At 72.1% G+C, this 17500-nt stretch carries 17 protein-coding genes; 7 read left to right on the top strand and 10 right to left on the bottom strand.

The window, feature by feature from the left end:
• Positions 1 to 7: 7 nt before the first annotated feature.
• Complete coding sequence (locus ACYVLJ_RS19825) at positions 8 to 1159, bottom strand: acyl-CoA dehydrogenase family protein (protein ID WP_460439736.1); 1152 nt, start codon at positions 1157 to 1159, stop codon at positions 8 to 10.
• Between the two features lie 69 nt (positions 1160 to 1228).
• Between ACYVLJ_RS19825 and ACYVLJ_RS19820 the strand changes: the two genes are divergently transcribed.
• Together ACYVLJ_RS19820 and ACYVLJ_RS19815 are read left to right on the top strand one after the other, a co-directional pair.
• Positions 1229 to 1837 carry a TetR/AcrR family transcriptional regulator gene (locus ACYVLJ_RS19820; RefSeq protein ID WP_460439735.1) on the top strand — a complete coding sequence of 203 codons (609 nt, stop codon included), beginning with the start codon at positions 1229 to 1231 and terminating at the stop codon, positions 1835 to 1837.
• Between the two features lie 70 nt (positions 1838 to 1907).
• Entirely contained in the window at positions 1908 to 3569 is a 1662-nt protein-coding gene (locus ACYVLJ_RS19815; RefSeq protein ID WP_460439734.1) for an AMP-binding protein, read from the top strand.
• On the opposite strand, the gene ACYVLJ_RS19810 is transcribed toward ACYVLJ_RS19815, so the two are convergent.
• The 7 genes from ACYVLJ_RS19810 to ACYVLJ_RS19780 are packed head-to-tail and all read right to left on the bottom strand — an operon-like array spanning position 3570 to position 11010.
• On the bottom strand, positions 3570 to 4736 hold the full coding sequence (locus ACYVLJ_RS19810; protein ID WP_460439733.1) for an acyl-CoA dehydrogenase family protein: 1167 nt from the start codon (positions 4734 to 4736) through the stop codon (positions 3570 to 3572). It lies immediately after the preceding gene.
• Between the two features lie 12 nt (positions 4737 to 4748).
• On the bottom strand, positions 4749 to 5900 hold the full coding sequence (locus ACYVLJ_RS19805) for an acyl-CoA dehydrogenase family protein (protein ID WP_460439732.1): 1152 nt from the start codon (positions 5898 to 5900) through the stop codon (positions 4749 to 4751).
• Between the two features lie 13 nt (positions 5901 to 5913).
• Complete coding sequence (locus tag ACYVLJ_RS19800) at positions 5914 to 6681, bottom strand: enoyl-CoA hydratase/isomerase family protein (RefSeq protein ID WP_460439731.1); 768 nt, start codon at positions 6679 to 6681, stop codon at positions 5914 to 5916.
• Positions 6678 to 8273 (bottom strand): cyclohexanecarboxylate-CoA ligase, encoded by a 1596-nt coding sequence (locus ACYVLJ_RS19795; RefSeq protein ID WP_460439730.1) that lies wholly within the window; start codon positions 8271 to 8273, stop codon positions 6678 to 6680. The genes ACYVLJ_RS19800 and ACYVLJ_RS19795 overlap by 4 nt, the downstream gene beginning before the upstream one ends.
• A gap of 9 nt (positions 8274 to 8282) precedes the next feature.
• On the bottom strand, positions 8283 to 9029 hold the full coding sequence (locus tag ACYVLJ_RS19790; RefSeq protein WP_460439729.1) for an SDR family NAD(P)-dependent oxidoreductase: 747 nt from the start codon (positions 9027 to 9029) through the stop codon (positions 8283 to 8285).
• Positions 9030 to 9040: 11 nt separating this feature from the next.
• On the bottom strand, positions 9041 to 10186 hold the full coding sequence (locus tag ACYVLJ_RS19785) for an acyl-CoA dehydrogenase family protein (protein ID WP_460439728.1): 1146 nt from the start codon (positions 10184 to 10186) through the stop codon (positions 9041 to 9043).
• 23 nt (positions 10187 to 10209) lie between these two features.
• Positions 10210 to 11010 carry an enoyl-CoA hydratase-related protein gene (locus ACYVLJ_RS19780; protein WP_451985449.1) on the bottom strand — a complete coding sequence of 267 codons (801 nt, stop codon included), beginning with the start codon at positions 11008 to 11010 and terminating at the stop codon, positions 10210 to 10212.
• A gap of 93 nt (positions 11011 to 11103) precedes the next feature.
• Here ACYVLJ_RS19780 and ACYVLJ_RS19775 point away from each other — a divergent pair, with 93 nt between their 5' ends.
• Positions 11104 to 11760, top strand: coding sequence for a TetR/AcrR family transcriptional regulator (locus tag ACYVLJ_RS19775; RefSeq protein WP_460439727.1), 657 nt, complete (start codon positions 11104 to 11106; stop codon positions 11758 to 11760).
• A 53-nt stretch (positions 11761 to 11813) separates the two neighbouring features.
• Positions 11814 to 12620 (top strand): adenylate/guanylate cyclase domain-containing protein, encoded by an 807-nt coding sequence (locus ACYVLJ_RS19770; protein ID WP_460439726.1) that lies wholly within the window; start codon positions 11814 to 11816, stop codon positions 12618 to 12620.
• A 20-nt stretch (positions 12621 to 12640) separates the two neighbouring features.
• Here ACYVLJ_RS19770 and ACYVLJ_RS19765 read toward each other — a convergent pair whose 3' ends face one another.
• A complete protein-coding gene (locus ACYVLJ_RS19765) occupies positions 12641 to 13192 on the bottom strand; it encodes a transglycosylase SLT domain-containing protein (RefSeq protein WP_460439725.1) in 552 nt (183 codons plus the stop codon).
• A 199-nt stretch (positions 13193 to 13391) separates the two neighbouring features.
• Between ACYVLJ_RS19765 and ACYVLJ_RS19760 the strand changes: the two genes are divergently transcribed.
• From ACYVLJ_RS19760 to ACYVLJ_RS19750, 3 genes are read left to right on the top strand one after another with little or no spacing between them, the layout of a single operon-like run.
• Positions 13392 to 14294, top strand: a complete 903-nt coding sequence (locus ACYVLJ_RS19760; protein ID WP_451985461.1) for an undecaprenyl-diphosphate phosphatase — start codon at positions 13392 to 13394, stop codon at positions 14292 to 14294.
• 25 nt (positions 14295 to 14319) lie between these two features.
• A complete protein-coding gene (locus tag ACYVLJ_RS19755) occupies positions 14320 to 14682 on the top strand; it encodes a BlaI/MecI/CopY family transcriptional regulator (protein WP_451985463.1) in 363 nt (120 codons plus the stop codon).
• Positions 14682 to 15590 carry a M56 family metallopeptidase gene (locus ACYVLJ_RS19750; RefSeq protein ID WP_451985465.1) on the top strand — a complete coding sequence of 303 codons (909 nt, stop codon included), beginning with the start codon at positions 14682 to 14684 and terminating at the stop codon, positions 15588 to 15590. The genes ACYVLJ_RS19755 and ACYVLJ_RS19750 overlap by 1 nt, the downstream gene beginning before the upstream one ends.
• Before the next feature lie 171 nt (positions 15591 to 15761).
• Here ACYVLJ_RS19750 and ACYVLJ_RS19745 read toward each other — a convergent pair whose 3' ends face one another.
• The gene (locus ACYVLJ_RS19745; protein ID WP_460439724.1) at positions 15762 to 17381 is read right to left on the bottom strand and encodes an alkaline phosphatase family protein; all 1620 of its coding nucleotides are present in this window, start codon (positions 17379 to 17381) and stop codon (positions 15762 to 15764) included.
• Positions 17382 to 17500 lie beyond the last annotated feature (119 nt).

Below are 17500 nucleotides of genomic sequence, written 5' to 3'. Positions count from 1 at the left end.
AGTCCTCCTAGTAGGACCGGGGCAGCCCGAGGCTGTGCTGGGCCACGAAGTTGAGGATCATTTCGCGGTTCACCGGGGCGATCCGCAGCAGCCGGGCCAGCCCCCAGTACGGCAGGAGGCCGAACTCGGCGGACACGCCGTTGCCGCCGTGGGTCTGGATCGCCGCGTCGAGCGCGGCCAGCGCCGCCTCCGCGGCGGCGTACTTCGCCATGTTCGACGCCTCGCCCGCCGGGAGCCCCCGGTCGTGCAGCGCGGCCGCGCGGTGGGTCATCAGCGCGGCCAGCTCGGTCTCGATCTTCGCCTTGGCCAGCGCGTGCGCGACACCCTGGTGGGCGCCGATCGGCCGGTCCCACACCCGCCGGTCACGCGCGTAGCGGGCGGCGACGTCCAGGGCGTAGCGGGCGATGCCGACGCACAGCGCCGCGCCGGTGATGCGTTCCGGGTTGAGGCCGTGGAAGACCTGCCGGAAACCGTCGCCTTCGTCGCCCACGAGCGCGGCGGCCGGCAGCCGGACGCCGTCGAAGTGCAGCGTGAACTGCTTTTCCGGCAGCATGACGTCCACCGGCAGCGGGGTCACCGTGAGGCCGGGGGCGCCGGTCGGGACGAGGAACAGCGAGAGCCGCGCCGAGCCGTCGTCGCCGCGGCCGGTGCGGGCCACCAGCAGCAGCGCGTCGGCGGTGTCGACGCCGGAGATGTAGTACTTCTCGCCGTCGACCACCCAGTCGTCGCCGTCGCGCCGGGCGGTCGTGGCGAGCTTGTGGGTGTTGGACCCGGCTTCCGGTTCGGTGATCGCGAAGACGACCTTGGCACGGCCGCTCGCCAGGCCGGGCAGCCATTCCTCGCGCTGCTCCGGGCTGCCGAACTCGCTGATCACCTCGGCCGAGATCGCCTCCGTGACGAGCAACAGCAGCAGCGGCGCGCCGTTCGCGGCGATTTCCTCGCAGACGATCGTCAGCTCCGCCAGGCCGGCGCCACCCCCGCCGTACTCCTCGGGGATGTTCACGCCGATGAAGCCGGCGTCGCCGAGGGCGTGCCAGAGCTCGGTGCACTCGCGGCCGTCCCGGGCGTGCTCGACGTAGTACCGGCCGCCGAACGGCGCGGCGACCGCACCCACCGCGGCCCGCAGATCCCGGGCCTCGTCGCTTTCGAGCACGTCCACGCCGACGCTCCTTAGTGATTTTTGATTCACTAATAGCGCACCGTAGCGTCCGGCTGCGATGATGACAAGATGACGACGCCCCCCACGACCGGCCGCCGCCGCCGCGACCCCGGCCGGCGCGAGCGGATCCTGACCGCCGCCGCCGACCTCACCGCGCGGCGCGGGTTCCACTCGATCGGCATGGCCGACATCGGCGCGGAAGCTGGCATCGTTGGCTCGGGCGTCTACCGGCACTTCGAGAACAAGGACGCGATCCTGGTCGCGCTGCTCGACCGCGTGATGACCCGCCTGCAGGAGGGCGCGGCGGGCATCCTCGCCGCCGCCCCGGACGACCACGCCGCGCTGTCCGGCCTGATCGGCGACCACGTCCGCGTCGCGATCGAGGACCGCACGGTGCTGGCGGTCTACCACCGGGAGATCCACAACCTGCCCGAGGACGACCGGCGGCGGCTGCGCCGGCTGCAGCGGCACTACCTAGAGGACTGGGTCCACGTGCTCGCCCCGCTGCGCCCCGACCTGGCCGACGGCGAGCTGCGGCTGGCCGTGCACGCCGCGATCGGCGCCGTGCAGTCCACATTGTTCTTCCGCAGCGGCCTGGCCCCGGAACGGCTCGCCGAACTGCTGGAGCAGATGGCGCATGCCTGTCTGGGCGTGACCCCGTCAGTGAATGGCCAATAACTTTCTTCTTGCCTAGGTGACCGCGGTCACGGCATGCTGACGGCGGCAGCGACGGCGAAGGAGCCTCGGCATGACCGCGACCGAACCCGACATCGACGTGGACACCCTGCGCGGCCGGCGGGCCGTGCGGCGCTGGGAGCGGACGTCGGTCGGCGACGTCTTCGAACGCCTCACGTGGAGCCGTCCCGACCAGGTCGCCATCGCCGCGGCCGAGGACGCCCACGGTGAACCGCGGTTCGCCGCCGTCACCTACCGGCAGGCCGACGAAGCCGCGAACCGGCTGGCGCAGGCGTTGCTCGCCGAAGGGCTCGTGCCGGGCGACCGCGTGCTGCTGTTCTGCGAGAACAGCGTCGAAGCGTTCCTGGCGAAGATCGGGATCGCCAAGGCGGGCATGGTGGCCGTGCCGCTGAACCCCGGCCTCGCGCCCGACGTTGTGGCCCACCTCGTCGAGCTGACGGCGCCGCGGCTGGCGATCGTCGACGCCGAGCTGTGGCCGCGGCTCGACGGCGTCGTGGCCGTGCGGGTCGGCGCCACGATCACGATCGGCGGCGGTCCGGTGGCCGGCAGCCCGGCGTTCGGCGAGCTGCTCGACCGGTACCCGGCCACCGAACCCGACGTCGCAATCCACGGCGACGACATCTTCCAGCTGCTGTTCACCTCGGGCACCACCGCGCTGCCGAAGGGCGTGATGCTCTCGCACAGCTACGCGCACCTGGCCGGGCTGAACTTCGCCCTGTCGCTCACCCGCGGCCTGCGCCACGAGGCCGACCTGCGGGTCTGCACGTTCCTGCCGATGATCTACCACGTCGGTGACGCGCTGTTCACGTACTCGACGTTCTTCGCGGGCGGCACGCTCGTCCTCGGCCGCCGCCCGGCACCGGGCCCGGTCGCCGGGGCACTCGCCCGGTCCGGCGCGACCGCGGTGTGGGCGGGCTCGCCGCAGTTCACGGCCGCGCTGGCCGACGAGGTCGACGCCCACCCCGAGCTGGACCTGACGTCCTTGACCACGCTCGTCTACGGCTGGGGTGCGCTCTCCCCCGAGCTTCTTCGCCGGCTCGAAGCCCGGACGGCGCCCGGGTTCGTCGCCGTCGGGATCTTCGGCCAGACGGAAGCCATCGCGTGCCACCGGTTCTGGCCGAGCGCGTGGCCGGAGGTGCACGCCCGCACGGCCCCGGCGATGAACTACGTCGGCGTGCCGAGCGGCCTGCTCGCCTCCGACGTCGTCGACGAGCTCGGCGAGCCGGTCCGCGGCCGCCCCGGCGAGGCGGTCTACCGCTCCCCGGTGATGGCGGCGGGCTACTACCGCGACGAGGCGGCGACGCGCGAAGCGTTCCGAGACGGCTGGTTCCACTCAGGCGACTCGGCGGTCGTCGACGAGGACGGCCTGCGCGTGATGGTCGACCGCTACAAGGACATCGTGAAAACGGGCGGCGAGAACGTGTCGAGCATGCGCGTCGAAGCGGTGCTCCACCAGCACCCGGCGGTCCTGCGAGCGGCGGTGATCGGCCTCGCGCACGAACACTGGGGCGAAGCGGTCACGGCGGTCGTCGTGCCCCGGCCGGACGCCGAGCCGGACCCGGACGACCTGATCGCGTTCTGCCGCGAGCACCTCGCGGGCTACGAGACCCCGAAGGCGATCGTGTTCGCCGACGCGCTCCCGGAGACGGTCGGCGGCAAGATCCTCAAGTACAAGCTGCGCGCCGAACACGCGAAGCTGTACGGCCAAGGGTGATCAGCGGAACGCGGACTCGCCGGTCAGCGCCCGCCCGATGATCAGCTGGTGCACTTCCGACGTCCCTTCGTAGGTCAGCACGGACTCGAGGTTCCCGGAGTGCCGCAGCACCGGGTATTCGAGCGTGATGCCGTTGGCGCCCAGCAGCGTCCGGCATTCACGCGCGATGGCGAGGGCTTCCCGGACGTTGTTGAGCTTGCCCAGGCTGACCTGGTCCGGCGTCAGCGTTCCGGCGTCCTTGAGACGGCCGAGGTGCAGGGCGAGCAGTATGCCCTTGCCCAGCTCCAGGGTCATGTCCGCGAGTTTCAGCTGCGTCGCCTGGTAGGCGGCCAGGGGCTTGCCGCCGATCGTGCGGTGGCGGGTGTAGTCGATCGCCGTCTCCAGGCAGTCGCGGGCCGCACCGAGAGCGCCGAACACGATGCCGTAGCGGGCCTCGTTCAGGCACGACAACGGCCCCGAAAGGCCGTGCGCGCCGGGAAGCTCGGCGGACGCGGGCAGCCGGACGCCCTCCAGCACGAGTTCACTGGTCACCGATGCCCGCAGCGACAGCTTGTTCTTGATTTCGGGGGCCGAGAAGCCGGGGGTGTCCGCGGGGACGACGAAGCCGCGGATCCCGTCTTCGGTGCGAGCCCAGACGACGGCGACGTCGGCGACGGAACCGTTGGTGATCCACATCTTGGTGCCGTCGAGGACCCAGTCGCCGCCGTCGCGGCGGGCGCGGGTGCGCATGCCGGCCGGGTCGGAGCCGAAGTCCGGTTCGGTAAGGCCGAAGCAGCCGATCGTCTCGCCCGCCGCCATCCGCGGGAGCCATTCCTGCTTCTGGTCTTCGCTGCCGTGCTTCCAGATCGCGAACATGGCCAAGGAGCCCTGCACGGACACCAGGCTGCGCAGGCCCGAGTCAGCGGCTTCGAGTTCGAGGCAGGCCAGGCCGTACGCGGTCGCGCTGGTGCCGGCGCAGCCGTAGCCGTCGAGGTGCATTCCCAGGACGCCGAGCTTGCCCAGCTCCCGGGCCAGTTCGCGGGCGGGGATCGACGCGGATTCGTACCACTCGGCGAGGTGCGGGCGGACGCGGTCGGCGGTGAACTGCGCGACGGTGTCACGGATCGCGCGGTCGTCCGCGTCGATCAGGGTCTCGGTGCCGAACAGGCCCAACGGGGTGGTGGCCACGGGTTTTCCTCTCTACAGGAAGGCGCTGACGCCGGTTTCGGCGCGGCCGACGAGCAGCTTCTGGATCTGGCTGGTGCCCTCGTACAGGGTCATCACGCGGGCGTCGCGCAGGTACTTCTGGGCCGGGTACTCGTCGATGTAGCCGTAGCCGCCGAACACCTGGACCGCGCGGTTGGCCGCGCGCACCGCCGCCTCGCTCGCGTAGTACTTCGCCTTCGACGCGGCGACGCCGAACGGTTCGCCGCGTTCGATCAGGTCGGCCGCGCGCCAGGCGAGCAGGCGGGCGGCGTCGACCTCCACCGACGTCTCCGCGATCAGGTCCTGCACCAGCTGGAACGACGCGAGCGGGCGGCCGAACTGCCGCCGTTCGCGGGCGTAGTCCACCATGGACTCCAGGCAGCCCTGAGCGATCCCGACGCACCCGGCGGCGACCGACACGCGGCCCTTGTCCAGCGAGTGCATCGCGATCGTGAAGCCCTCCCCCTCGGCGCCAAGCCTGGCTGAGGCCGGGACGACGACGTCGGTCAGGAAGAGTTCCGCCGTGGCCTGGCCGCGCAGGCCGAGCTTGCCCTTGATCTCGCGGGCTTCGAACCCGGGCGTCGACGTCGGGACGAGGAACGCCGACACGCCCTTCGGCCCGTCGCCGCCGGTGCGGGCGAAGACCAGGCAGAAGTCGGCCCAGGTGCCGTTGGTGATGAACATCTTCTGTCCGTTGAGGACGTACTCGTCGCCGCGGCGCCCGGCCTTCGTCCGCAGGTTCCCGGCGTCGGATCCGGTGTCCGGCTCGGTCAGCCCGAAGCAGCCCAGGGTGGTCCCGGCCGCGATCCCGGGCAGCCACCGCTGTTTCTGGGCTTCGGTGCCGTGCGAGAGGATCACCTTGCCGACCAGGCCCATCGACACCGACACGATGCCGCGCACCGACGAGTCGGCCCGGCCCAGCTCCTCCATGCCGAGGCAGTAGGTGACGTAGTCGCCGCCGAGGCCGCCGTACTCCTCGGGGATGGTCAGGCCGAAGAAGCCCAGTTCGCCGAGCTTCGGCACGACGGCGAGGTCGACCGACTCGGCCCGGTCCCACTCCGCCCGGTACGGCACGACCTCCTTGTCGAGGAACGCCCGGGCGACCTGCTGGAAGTCGCGTTGCGCTTCGGTGAGGGTCAGGTCCATCGTCCGCCTCCGCTCAGGTCCCGGTGAACCGGGCCGGCCGCTTGGCCAGGAAGGCCGCGGCCCCTTCGTGTTTGTCGTCGGTCGTGTAGAGCACCGCCTGGGCCAGCCGTTCGACGACCAGGCCGGTGCGGCGGTCGGCGTCCATGCCGCTGCGGATGACGAGCTTGGCCAGCCGGACGGCCAGCGGCCCGCGGGCCAAGATGCGCGCCGCCGTCTCGCGAGCGAAAGCCATCAGCTCCTCGGGCAGCACGACGCCGGTCACCAGGCCCATCTCGAACGCTTCGAGCGCGTCGACGCTGCGGCCGGTCAGCACGAGGTCGACGGCGCGCCCGATGCCGGCCAGCCGGGCCAGCCGTTGCGTGCCACCGGCGCCCGGGAGCACGCCGAGCGCGGTCTCCGGGAGGCCGAACTTCGCGGTGCGGGACGCGATCCGGATGTCACAGGCCATCGCGAGCTCGCAGCCACCGCCGAGCGCGAATCCGTTCACCGCGGCGATCGTCGGCTTCTCGAAGTCCTCGATCCCGTCGTAGAGCCGCTGCATCCGCGACTCCAGCGCGGTGTCCACTGTGTACTTCTCCAGCTGCCCGATGTCGGCGCCCGCGGCGAACGCGCGGTCCCCGGCGCCGGTGAGCACGACCGCGCCCACGCCGGGGTCCGCGCGCAACGCCGAGAGCGCGTCCTCGAGGTCGTCCAGCAGCTGGGCGTTGAGCGCGTTCAGCACCTCGGGCCGGTTCAACGTCACGACGGCGACGCCGTCGTCGAGTTCCACGAGTACGGTCACAGCCGCTCCCGGAGGACGAACTTCTGGATCTTGCCGCTCGCCGTGCGCGGCAGCTCGGTCAGGATCTCCAGGCGTTCCGGCCAGTACTGCTTCGCAACCCCCTTCTCCGCCAGGAACTCCCGCATCTCCTCGAAGGTGATCTCCCGCTTGGCGACGACGCAGGCGCACGCGCGTTCCTGCAGCCGCGGGTCGGGCAGGCCGACGACGGCGACCGCCTCGACGTCCGGGTGCTCGTACAGGACGTTCTCGACGTAGGCGACCGGGATGTTCTCGCCGCCGCGGATGATGACGTCCTTGGTGCGCCCCGAAATGCTGAGGTAGCCCTCGGTGTCGATGTGCGCGAGGTCGCCGGTGTCGAACCAGCCGTCGTGGAACGACTCGCGCGTCAGCTCGGGCCGCTCGGCGTACCCGGCGAACAGGAACGGCCCGCGCACCTGCAGCCGGCCCTCCTCCCCCGGTGGCCGTTCCCGGCCGTCGCCGTCGACGACGCGGATGTGCATCCCCGGCCACGGGTAGCCGTCGGTGTCGATGAGCTTGTCGTCCGGGTCGCCCGGGATGCCGAGGGTGACCAGGCCGTTCTCGGTCTGGCCCCAGCCGCCGAGGACGACCGTGCCCGGCAGTTTCCGGCGGGCTTCGCGCACGATGGCCCGCGGGATCGGCGCGCCCATGCAGCAGAACCGGGCCAGGGACGAGACGTCGTGCTCGGCCAGGTTCGGCGCGTTGAGCGTGTCGTGCAGGAACGGCGTCGCGGCGGAGGTGTAGGTGATGCCGTGCTCGGCGACCAGCTCCACGAACCGCGCCGGGTCCCAGACCTCTTGCAGGATCGCGGTGGCGCCGACCTGGACCGGCAGCCGGGCGCCGTAGAGGAACCCGGTGAGGTGGGCCAGGGTCGAAGCCATGTGGATGACGCTGTCCGCGGTGATCCCGAGCCGCTCCGGCAGCGGCGCGTTGGCCGCGACCGCCGTGTTGTGCGTGTGCATCACGCCCTTCGGCTCGCCGGTCGTGCCGGAGGTGAAGATGAGCAGGGTGACGTCGTTGGCGTCCGGACGCAGCTCGGCCAGCGACGCCGGATCGCGGCGCTCCTCCCAGGGCGTCTCGACGAAGTCCGTCCAGGAGTCCTCGCCGACGACGAGGACGTGCTCGACGAACGGCCATTCCGGTCGCAGCTCCTTGATCAGCCCGGCGTGGTCGAAGCCGCGGAACTCACGCGGCACGACGACCACTTTGGACCGCGCGAGCCCGACCATGAACCGCAGCTCGCGGGCCCGGTAGATCGGGATCAGCGGGTTGGAGACCGCGCCGATCCGCGTCGCGGCGTAGTGCAGGACGATCCATTCGATGCGGTTCGGCAGCTGGAACGACACGACGTCGTCCGGCCCGACGCCGAGCTCCAGCAGGCCCAGCGCGCAGCGGTCGACCTGGCGTTTCAGCTCGGCGTAGGTGATGCTGCGGGTGGCGTCGACGAACGCGGTCTTGTCCGGCGTCTTCGCCGCGGCGTCGTCGAGGAAGTCGGTGATCAGCCGGTCCGTCCAGTACCCCTGCGCGGTGGAGGAGCCGATCTGCTCGGCGGTGAGGATCGTGCGGAAGGCCATGGCTGCTCCTCAGCTCATCGTGAGGCCGCCGCTGACGCTGACGGTCTGGCCGGTGACGTAGGCCGCCTCGTCGGAGGCGAGGAAGGCGACCACGTTGGCGAGGTCGCGCGGCTGGGCCAGCCGCCGGAACGGGATGGCCTTGGTCAGCGCCTCCCGCAGCTTCGGGTTGTCGCCGCCGAGTGAGGCGAACAGCGCGGTGTCGGCCGGGCCGGGGCACACGGCGTTCGCGTTCACCTGGTGGCGCGCCATCTCCCGGGCGATCGACTTGGTGAACGCGATCACGCCGCCCTTGGCCGCCGAGTACACGGCCTCTCCGGACGATCCGACGCGCCCGGCGTCGGAGGCGACGTTGACGACCGAGCCCGCGCCCTGCTCGGTCATGACCGGCAGCACGGCCTTCGTGGTGTTGAGGACGCCGTAGAGGTTGATCGCGATGACGCGGTCCCAGTCGGCGGGGTCGGAGTCGACGAACGGGCTCGCGACGTCCCAGCCGGCGTTGTTGACGAGCACGTCGATCCGGCCGAAGCGGGTGCGGACCTGCTCGACCATGCCGGTCACCGAATCGCGGTCGGTGACGTCGGCACGCAGGCCGGTCGAGGCCCCGCCGAGCGCGTCGGCCGTCTCCTTGGCGCTCACCTCGTTGACGTCGGTGACGACGACGGTCGCGCCCTCTTCGGCGAGCTTCTCCGCGATGCCGCGGCCGATGCCCTGCCCCGCGCCGGTGACGATGGCGATCTTACCGTCCAGCTTTCCCATGGTTTCCCCTTTCACGGCGCGTACGCGCGGCCGAGCAGCGAGCGGGCGATGACGAGCTTCGAGACCTGGGCGGTGCCGTCGCCGATCTCCAGGCCGATGACGTCACGCAGCCGTTGCCCGATCGGGCTTTCGGTGGAGTAGGCGAGGTGCCCGAAGGTCAGCAGGCACTGGTGGATGACCTCGGTGGCGAGCTTCGGCGCCCAGAACTTGGCCATCGCGGCCTCGGCGCCGTGCTCGAGGCCGCGGTCTTTCTTCCACAGCGCCTCGTAGCAGACGTGGCGGGCGCCGCGCAGGTACGTCGCGTACTCGGCGAGCGGGAACGAAACCCCTTGGAACGTCCCGATCGGCTTGCCGAACGCCTCACGGTCGCGCGACCACTGCACGGCTTCGTCCAAAGAGGACTGGGCGGCGCCGAGGCAGCAGAGGCCGATGATCGCGCGGGAGTAGTCGAAGCCCTCCATCACCGAGACGAACCCGGCGCCTTCTTCGCCGACCAGGCGGTCCCGGCCGACCGGGAGCCCGTCGAAGTGCAGCGACGCTCGGCCGATCGAGCGGCCGCCGAGGTCGTCGAACACCGTGCGGGTGACGTACCGGTCGTCGAGGTCGACGTAGAACGCGCTCACGCCGCGGGCGCCGTCGCCGCCGGTGCGGGCCAGGACCAGGCCGGTGTGCGCGGCCATCCCGAGGGTGATCGACGTCTTCTCGCCGGTGAGCCGCCAGCCGTCGCCGTCGGGTTCGGCGCGCAGCCGCAGCGACGCGGCGTCCGTCCCGTGTTCGGGCTCGGTGACGCACAGCGCGGGCAGCACCGCACCGGACGCGATCAGCGGCAACCAGGCCCGGCGCTGCTCCCCGGTGGCGTTGCGCACCAGGATGTCGCCGATCAGGGCGGACAGGATGATCAGGTAGGACGCGTTGAAGTCGGCCCGGCCGACCTCTTCGGCGGCCATGCCCGCGACGACGGCGCTGGCGGCCTGGCCGCCGTACTGCTCGGGGATGCGCAGGCCGGTGAGACCCATTTCGGCCATCTCGCCGGGCAGCTCGGGCCGCAGCCGGGCCGCCTTGTCGTCGGCTTGGTAGTGCGGCGCGAGGATCTTCGTGGCGAACCGCCGCAGTTCCTGGCGATAGGCCTCTTCGTCCTCGTCGAAGCGGAAGTCCATGTAAGCCCCTCGCTGGTGGAGTCTCAGTGCCAGTTGACGTGCTTGACGAAGTCCGGCTTGCGCTTTTCGGCGAACGCGGCCGCACCTTCGAGGCCCTCGGGCGAGGCCGTGAAGAGGTCCAAAGCGGACATCGCGAGGTTGCTCAGCCCGGCCTGGTGGTCGGTGTCGGCGTTGAACGACTGCTTGAGGAACCGCAGCGCCGTCGGGCTCTTCTCGGCGACATCGCGCGCCCACTGCTTCGCCTCGTCGAGGAGCTGCTCCGGCGGGACGACCTTGTTGACCAGGCCCATCCGCTCGGCTTCGGCCGCGCTGTACTGCCGGCACCAGAACCAGATCTCGCGCGCCTTCTTCTCCCCCACCACGCGGGCGAGGTAGGCCGAGCCGAACCCGGCGTCGAACGAGCCGACCTTGGGCCCGGCCTGCCCGAACCGGGCGGTCTCGCTGGCCAGCGAGACGTCGCAGAGCACGTGCAGGACGTGCCCGCCGCCGATCGCGACGCCGTTGACGGCGGCGATCACCGGCTTGGGGATGTCGCGGATGAGCTTGTGCAGGTTGCCGATCTCGAACATGCCGCTCTCGGTCGGCCCGTAGTCGCCGGTCTCGGCACGCTGCTTGACGTCGCCGCCGGTGCAGAACGCCTTCTGGCCCGCCCCGGTGAGGATCACCGCCTGCACGTTCACGTCGGCCCAGGCCAGCCGGAAGGCCTTGATCAGCTCCTCGACGGTCCGCCCGCGGAAGGCGTTGTAGCGCTCCGGGCGGTCGATCGTGATCACCGCCGCCGGGCCGTCGATCTCGTAGCGGATGTCCTCGTAGGTCTGTCCCACGGTCTGCCTCCTTCGCGGTTCTCGACCACGGTGACAAAATTTGAATCAGAAGTCAAATTTTGACTCTGCGGTAGATTCGCTACTCTGTGTTCGGTGGAGACCACGACGAAGCAGGCGTCCGAGCGCGTCCAGCGCAAACGCGGGCGCCGGATCCAGGAGATCGCGACGGCCGCCGCCGCCCTGTTCGGCGAGCGCGGCTACGACGCGGTCAGCCTGGAGGACGTCGCCGAGCGGCTGGACGTCACCAAGGGCTCGCTCTACCACTACTTCAAGGGCAAGGAAGAGCTCGGCACGGCCGCGATCGAAACCCTCGGCGGCGAGTGGACCGAACGACTGGAAGCGTTGCTGGCCAAGGAAACCGGGTCACCGGCCCGGCGGCTGCGCGCGCTGATCCACGAGCACGTGACGATCGCGGTCCGCGACTACCCGGCGGCGCTGCGGCTGTTCCTGGTCCCCCGCGAGTGGCCGGACGCGCAGCGGGTGCGGATCAAGGAGCTCCGCCGCCGCCACGACGCCCTGTTCCGGCGGGAGGTCGAGGCCGGACTGGCCGAGGGTGAGTTCGTCGTGACCGACGTCGACGTCGCCCTGCAGTGCCTGCACGCGTCGATGTCCCAGGCGCCGACCTGGTGCGAGGACCTTGCGCCGGCGGAGCGGGACCGGGCGGTCGAGCGGATCGCCGACACCCTCATGATGCTCGTCGGGCACCTCCCGCCCGGTTCCTCCACTGTGGACAGTCTGCCGGGAACGTGACCCGCGTTGCGTTCCGGGGGCAGCTCCCCGGAGCGCCCAGTAGCATGCGGCTGGTGACCGACAGCCACGGCGACCGGCCCGACCACCGGCGGAGGGTGTCCCGCTTCGTCGACCTGCTGCGCGCCGCCGACCAGCGTCCCGGCCTGGTCCGGTCCGCCCGCGCCGTCCGGCGCCTGATCCCCGGCGACCACGACCTCGGGGACGCGCTGTCGACGACCGCGGGCCACCCGACGGACCGGGTGGCGCGGCTGCTGGCCGAAGCGAAGGCCGAACAGCCGAGCGCGGTGCGTGAGCTCGGGCTCGCGGCGGTCCAGGTCTGGCAGGCCGTCGCCCAGGGCCGCGACGGCGACACCGGCGAGCTGACGATCGTCTTCACCGATCTGGTCGGCTTCTCGAGCTGGGCCCTCGACGTCGGCGACGCGCGGGCGCTCGAGCTGCTGCGCGCCGTGTCCACCGCGAGCGAAGCGACGATCGCGCGCCACCGCGGCCGGGTGGTCAAAGGCCTGGGCGACGGCTTGATGGCCGTCTTCGGCGACGCGGGAGCCGCGGTCGAGGCCGCGTACGAGACGTGCGGCGCGGTCAGCGCGATCGACCTCGGCGGCTACCGCCCCCAGCTGCGAGCGGGCCTGCACACGGGCCGGCCACGCAAGGTAGGCCGCGACTACTTCGGCGTCGACGTCAACATCGCGGCCCGGATAGCCGACGCGGCAGCCGGCGGCGAAGTCCTCGTCACGGGCGACGTCCTGGCGAACCTCGACACCGAGCGCTTCACCCTCCGCCGCCGGCGCCGCTTCCGCGCGAAGGGCGCACCCAGCGACCTCGAGGTGTTCGCCGTCGTGCCCCGGTACGACGAGTCCTGAGCCCTGCGCCGCCGTCGGGCTCAGTTCTTCCTGAGCGCGGCGCCGGCCTTGGCCCAGTTGGCTCGCAGGTTCTCCAGGTAGGCCCGCGCCTGCGTGCCCGGCGCGGTCCCGCGCGCGAACGCCTTCATGTTGCCCGGACCCGCGTTGTAGCCCAGGGCCAGCAGTTCGTCGGTCGTGTACCCGCCGGCGTGCTTCGCGGGCAGCTGGGCGGCCAGGTCGTGCAGGTACCAGGCCTCGGCCTGGATGGCCAGGTCCGGGTCATCCGGCAGCTCCTGCCAGTCCCGGCCGGCGAACGGCCGCCCGCGGCGGGTCTGCTCGAACGTGGCGCGGTGCATGTTCGCCACGCCGAACGCGGCGTCCGGCTTGAGCTGCTGCCACGACCGCTCGAGCTGCGGATCGTGCGGCTTGTAGTCCTCGTTGTAGAGGACGGCCAGCACGAGCTGCGCGTCGACGCCCGCCTCCCGCGACCACGCCTCGACCTGCGGCGCGTACTTGGCCGGATCGGGGTTCACCCCGGTCGACGGGCTGGAAACGGGCGCGGACGAAGACACCGGCGACGACGGCGCCGTCACACCGGAAGGCGCGGCACACGCGGAAACACTCGCCACAACGGCACAACCCAGCACGAAACCGCGGCCCACCCGCACAGCGCCACCTCCCCGGGACGTCCGCCCCAAGATACCGGCGCGCGCACGCGGCCTGCCGGACCCAGCCAACTTCTACAGTCGGGTAGTATTTCGACGTCACCGCAGAGACCCCCTGGAAGGCGCCGTGCTGGACTACTTCGAAGCCATCGTCGTCGGCGCCTTCCAGGGCGTCACCGAACTGTTCCCGGTGTCCAGCCTCGGGCACTCCGTGCTGATCCCCGCCGTCGTCGGCGGGCAGTGGGCGCGGGACCTGGACGTGTCGGCGCCCGAGTCGCCGTACCTGGCGTTCATCGTGGGCCTGCACGTGGCGACCGCCGCCGCGCTGCTGCTGTTCTTCCGGCGGGACTGGGTCCGGGTCGTCGGCGGTTTCTTCAGCTCGATCCGGCACCGCCGGATCGAGACGTCCGGGGAGCGGCTCGCCTGGCTGATCGTCCTCGCGACCATCCCCGTCGGGGTGAGCGGGCTGCTGCTGGAGCACCTGTTCCGCACCACATTGGGGAAGCCGATCCCCGCGGCCGCGTTCCTCATCGCCAACGGCGTCGTCCTCTACGGCGGCGAACTCCTGCGGCGCCGGGCGAACGCGACGGTTCCGGCCGACGCACCCGGCGCCGCCACCGAGACCGGCACGGCCGCCGACGAACGGCTTTCGCGCATGTCCTTCGGCCGCGGCGTGCTGATCGGCAGCGCGCAGGTGCTCGCCCTGCTGCCCGGCATCAGCCGCTCCGGGGTGACGATGGTCGCGGGGCTGCTGCGGGGGCTCTCGCACGAGGACGCAGCCCGGTTCTCGTTCCTGCTCGCGACGCCGGTGATCCTGGCCGCCGGGGTGCTCAAGATCCCCGACCTGTTCGGGCCGCTCGGCGCCGGCATCCACGGCCAGGTCCTGGCCGGCAGCCTCGCCTCGTTCGTCAGCGCCTACCTCGCCGTGCGCTTCCTCACCCGCTACTTCCACACCCGGACGCTGACCCCGTTCGCGCTCTACTGCGTGCTCGCGGGCGCGGGTGCGCTGGCCGTGCTCACCCTCCGCTGATACGACAGCCGTGTAGATTCGGGACATGCGGAAGGAACCGGCCCGGCGTGCCCCGGGAGCACTCGAAGCCGAGGTCCTCGGCGTGCTGTGGAGCTCCGGCGAGCCCCTTTCCCCCGCCGACGTCCAGGGCCGTCTCGAAGACGAGCTCGCGTACACCACGGTCGTGACGATCCTCACCCGGCTGCACGACAAGGGCATGGCGACCCGGGAGAAGCACGGCCGGTCGTTCCGCTACCACGCCGTCGACGACGAAGCCGGCCTCGCCGCCCGGAAGATGACGAAGGTCCTCGACGGCGAGCCGGACCGAGGCAGCGTGCTGGCGCGCTTCGTGACGCAACTGTCCGAATCGGACGAAGCCGTCCTGCGAGACCTCCTGAGCGGCTCGTAGTGCCCACGGACCCGCTGATCCCGCTCCTGCTGCCGGTCCTGGCGTGGCCCGCGGCCCGGCTGGTCGCGCCACGGCTGCCGCCGCGGGCGGCGAGCTGGCTGCTCACCGGAGCGTGCCTCGTCCTCGCCGCGGGCAGCACCGCGGCCCTGGCCCTGCTGGCGTTTTCCGGGCTGTCGCTGATCCCGGCCGTCGCCGACTTCGGGCACTGGTCCCCGCAGACGTTGCGGTCCGAGAGCGGAATCGACGTCCCGGTGTCGATCGCGGGCGGCGTGGCGCTGGCCGCGCTGACGATCCTGCTGGCTCGCACGGTCGTCCGGTACGTGCGCTGGGCCCGGCGTCTCGCGCGTGAACTGGACGAACACGGCCAGGACGGGATCGTCCTGCTGCCGGGCGAGGAAGCCGTGGCCTTCGCCGTGCCCGGCCGCGGCGGCCGCATCGCGGTCTCGAGCGGCATGCTGGCTGCGCTCGGCCCCCGGGAGCGGGCCGCGTTGCTCGCCCATGAACGCGCGCACCTCGCCGCGCGCCACCACGTGTTCCTCGCGGTGCTGACGGTGTCCTCGACGCTGAACCCGGTGCTGCGCCCGCTGTGCGCGGCCGCGGGGTTCGCACTCGAACGCTGGGCCGACGAAGCCGCCGCCCAGCGGGTCGGCGACCGCACGGTGGTCGCGCACGCGGTGGCGAAGGCGGCACTGGCCGGGCGCCCGCACCACGGCTTCGCACTGGCGGCGACCGGCGGCCCGGTCCCCCGCCGGGTGTCGGCGCTGTTGACGCCGCGGGGCCGCGGCCGGGTGCCGGTGGTGCTGCTGAGCGCGCTGCTGATCGGGCTGGCGGGCCTCTCGGCCCAGACCACCCTCGACAGCGCGGCCGACCTGCACGACGGCATCGAGCTCGCACAGGTCGGCCGCTAGCCTCAGCCGAGGCCGCGCGGCACGATCGCCCGCCGCACCCACCGAACTCGCGCAGGCCAGCCGCTCACGTCAGCCCAGCCCGGCAGCACCGACCCCGCCCGCAGCGCCCATCGAGCCCGCACAGGCCGACCGCCAGCCTCAGCCCAGCCCCAGCGGCACCGACCGCCAGCCTCAGCCGAGGCCGGGCAGCACCCGCGTCCCCTCCTCCTGGACCGCCTGCAGCGCCCTCGGGTCCAGGCCGAGCAGCCGGAGGATCGTCGGCGCGATCTGGGTCGTCGCGACCGGTGCCGCGATGGTCCGGCCTTCGCCGCCGCTCACCACGAGCGGGACCGCACGGTCGTCCCGGGCGGCCCCGCCGTGCTCGGCGATCTTCTTCGTGCCGCCCGTGTAGACCACGCCGTACTGCGCGACGCCGAACAGGTCCGGCACCCGGTCGTCGCCCGGCCGGACGCCGAAGTAGCGGGCCGCGTCGGCACCCGCGTACACCTGCTGCAGGCCGGAATCGGTGAACGGCTTGGCCGCGCCGGCGCGGTCGGTGCCGGTGCCGTTCTGGGCCAGCAGGTACCGCTTCGCGAAGTCCGCGGCGGCCGGCGAGCGGTCGGTGAGCCACAGCAGCATGGCGTCGTCGTCGGCCGACTGGGCGACGAGGTCGGCGGCGCCGGGGTGACGGGCTTTCCAGGCGGCGTTGAGACCGTCGAGCAGCTTGCCGTCGTCGATCCGGGTCAGCGCGCCCGGGTCGGTGGGCGACTGGCCGTGCTTGGCCGACAGGATGACGGTCGTGCTGCGGTCCAGGTGCTGCCGGCGCAGTTCGGCGACGAACGCGCCGATCCGGCCGTCGACGAAGTCCAGCGCCGAGGTCAGGACCGGCCCCGGCGCGGCGCCGCCCGGCAGGTACCCGCCGGGCCGGCCGCCGGACGTCGCGAGCTTCTGCGCCGTGGACACGGACTGGAAGTTCAGCCCGAACACCGCCGGGGTGCCGACCCGCCGGGCCCGGCTGTGGTCGTAGCCGTCGATCTCGTTCAGCACGGCCTGCGCCTTGTAGCCGTCGTACTGCTGGGTCGCGGCGTTGTCGCTCGTCCAGTCCCCCGTGCCACCCGGACCGGTGCTGTTGATCTCCGGGGTGAACAGGTCCTGCACGCCGGTGCCCGAGGGCCCGTCGAGGATCTCGTAGGCCGGGTGCTTGTCCGACCACGCGGTCCGCAGCCCGGCGCGCCGCGCGACCTCGAAGACGGTGTTGACCTTCAGGTACTCGTGCGGGAGCACCGGACGGCACGTGCGCGGGTCGACCGGCAGCAGCGCCGGGTTCAGCAGCGTCTGCGGGCTGCCGGTCATGCCCGCGATCGAGCCGGGGAGCCCGGTCAGGCCCTGCCCGGCGTCGAGCCGGCTCGGGTCGTGGTCGAGGTCCTCGGTGAGGTCGACCGGCGTGCCGGGCTTCGCCCCGGCGCAGGACGTCGTGCCCGCGGGCAGCAGGCCGTGGTTGTAGGTGGCGTCGTAGTAGATGCCGGTGGCGGCCGGGTCACCGCCGGTGAGCTGGCCGATCAGGCCGGGGAACGAGTCGGACGGCACCGGCGTGCGGGCGTCGCCGTAGGCGGTCCCGCGAGCGAGCAGGGCGGCCATGGCGGAGCGCGGGTGCGCGGCGGCGTAGGCGGCGAGGTCGGTCTGGTGCAGGCCGTCCACGGAGATCAGCAGGACGTGGCGGACGCCGTCTTCGGCCGACGCGGCGGGCGCCGCGGCCGGGAGCAGTACCAGCGCTGCGAGCACGGCCGCGGCGCGAATCCGGTTCGGGGACAAGGGCTTCCTCCTCGACAGGCCCCGGGCGGGGCATCCCCGGAATCCCACGCCATCGAGCCGACCGCGAGAAGACCGCGACGCGAACAGTCCGTGAACACGTACTTCCGTGATGTCGAGGA

Source organism: Amycolatopsis stemonae (assembly GCF_054781455.1).
The sequence above is the reverse complement of the archived record's forward strand: the minus strand, read 5'-3'. Positions and strand labels throughout refer to the sequence as shown.